Raw genomic sequence first — 1,946 nt, 5'->3', positions numbered from 1 at the left:
GGGGTGGTGTGAAACTCATATTGGAGATGCATTTAAGGTTACTATGGGACAATCGCCAGATGGGAGTAGCCTAAATCCTATAGATGGTATGGAATTTCATCAAGGTAAAATCCTATTTGGAAACAAGTATTTAAGAAAATCGAGTGTTTTAACAAATTCTCCAACAAAAATAGCTGATGCTGATACTTTACTATTATGTGTAAGAGCACCCGTAGGAGTGGTTAATATTACTAAGCAGAGAATATGTATAGGACGAGGCTTGTGCTGTCTTACACCAACCAAAGCTATCAACTTAGATTATGCTTTTTATGTGTTGACTACTTTTCAAGAAAAATTTGAATCACAAAGTACTGGTTCTACATTTAAAGCTATATCAGGCAGCATTATAAAGAATGAACAATTATGGTTACCACCGCTTTCCGAACAACACAGAATCGTTGCAAAAATTGAAGAGTTATTCGCTCAACTTGACAAGATAGAAGCATCTTTGTAAATACCCAGTTTAGCCATCGCAAGCCATATACTTGCGATGGCTAAATGCTATAGATATAGTTACCAAGTAACTACCTTGTCCACTATCTTCTGCTGTTCGCTTGCTGTGCGTCGCAGATAAATGCGTGTTGTTTCGATGCTCTCATGTCCCATGAGGTCGGCAAGGAGGGCGATGTCGTTGAAACGGTCAAGGAAGTTCTTGGCGAAACGGTGACGGAAGGAGTGTGGATAAACCACATTACGGTTAAGACCGTACTTTTCGGCAAAGTACTTCAGTTGGATAGCTATGCCACGAGTGGAAAGGCGGTTGCCTAAACGATTGGTGAACAGATAACCAGAGGTGATGTTTTGTCCTGTTAGCCATCTTTGGGCTTCAGTGCATAGCTTCTTCGGAATGTAAAGGCGGCGCATTTTACCTCCTTTGCTATACAAGTCAAGATAGCCAACCGCTACATGCTCAGCTTTGATTTGAAGCAGCTCGCTGACACGTGCACCAGTGGCTGCCATAAACCAAACGATGAAATACCATTCATCATAACCGTCTGCCTTTAACTTGGCTTTCAGGAACTTGTAATCGGCATCGCTGATTACGTTCTCCAAGAAGTTCTTTTGTTGCGCCTTTACAAACTTCATCTTTAGCTTCTCTTGTTTGCTAAACTCCAAATACTTATTCATTGCTTGCAAACGCAAGTTTACCGTCTGTGGTTTGAAGTTCTCCATAAGATAACCCTTATAAGCCAACAGATTCTTCTTGTTCACCTCCTTGTAATTATCAAGGAAATACTTCATCGTCCATAGGTACGATGTTACCGTGTTCTTTGCCAAGTTTGACTTGACCAAATACTTTTCAAATTGTGTTACCATATTGTTTTGTATTAAAATGAATGGTAACAATATAAGATGTGTGTCAAGAATGGGAAATCCCCATTGTAAGCCTTTATGCTTGCAATGAGGATTCAATCTTGTCAAAATGAACAAAAAGTTCTTCAATCTTTGCGACTATTCGATGTTGCTCGGAAAGTGGTGGCAAGGGAATATGTGTATTCGTTATTTTCTCTTTTGAGATGTTCGGCTGCGCTCCTCCACCGCCCATAGCGACAAACCTCTTTCGATTGGCAAGTAAAAAATAGAACAAAAACATTTTGTCACACATATAGTCTACGCAAGCGCAACAAGCTTGGTTTGTAGTAGCTGGCAATGCCAATATTCCAATTTTTCCAATAGTCGCTCCATACATGGCAATAAGGACGCTTCCGGTTGGATTTAGTTTGACAGAAGTTTCTTCCAAGGCCTTTCTCGTTATAGTCTCAGGTATGGACTTAATAACGCTATCGTTTAAATCTCCAGTTTTTAACCAAGGAATATCGCCATTGTAATAGTCTTTACGTAATCGGCTTGGAGTAGCTCCAGATTGCCAATTGCCAATATTTCCAAGTAAAGTTTCACACCATCCC

At 40.2% G+C, this 1,946-nt stretch carries 3 protein-coding genes; 1 reads left to right on the top strand and 2 read right to left on the bottom strand.

Features of this window, described 5'->3' with window-relative positions; translation table 11 throughout:
* Positions 1 to 493, top strand: a 493-nt coding sequence (locus CFT61_RS16240; protein WP_217899096.1) for a restriction endonuclease subunit S, incomplete at its 5' end; no start/stop codon positions are given.
* A gap of 59 nt (positions 494 to 552) precedes the next feature.
* Here the strand turns inward: CFT61_RS16240 and CFT61_RS16235 are convergent.
* Positions 553 to 1,356 (bottom strand): tyrosine-type recombinase/integrase, encoded by an 804-nt coding sequence (locus tag CFT61_RS16235; protein WP_089545426.1) that lies wholly within the window; start codon positions 1,354 to 1,356, stop codon positions 553 to 555.
* 73 nt (positions 1,357 to 1,429) lie between these two features.
* On the bottom strand, positions 1,430 to 1,946 hold a 517-nt coding region (locus CFT61_RS16230; protein WP_176425643.1), incomplete at its 5' end, for a restriction endonuclease subunit S.

This window comes from Segatella copri (assembly GCF_002224675.1).
Classification (GTDB): Bacteria; Bacteroidota; Bacteroidia; order Bacteroidales; family Bacteroidaceae; genus Prevotella; species Prevotella copri_U.
Note: the sequence above shows the minus strand (reverse complement) of the source record. Positions and strands in the feature narration are given on the sequence as shown.

What these genes read in the sequence shown, in the direction of transcription:
- CFT61_RS16235 (WP_089545426.1), bottom strand. Translation starts at nt 1,356, where the DNA reads ATGGTAACACAATTTGAAAAGTATTTGGTCAAGTCAAACTTGGCAAAG.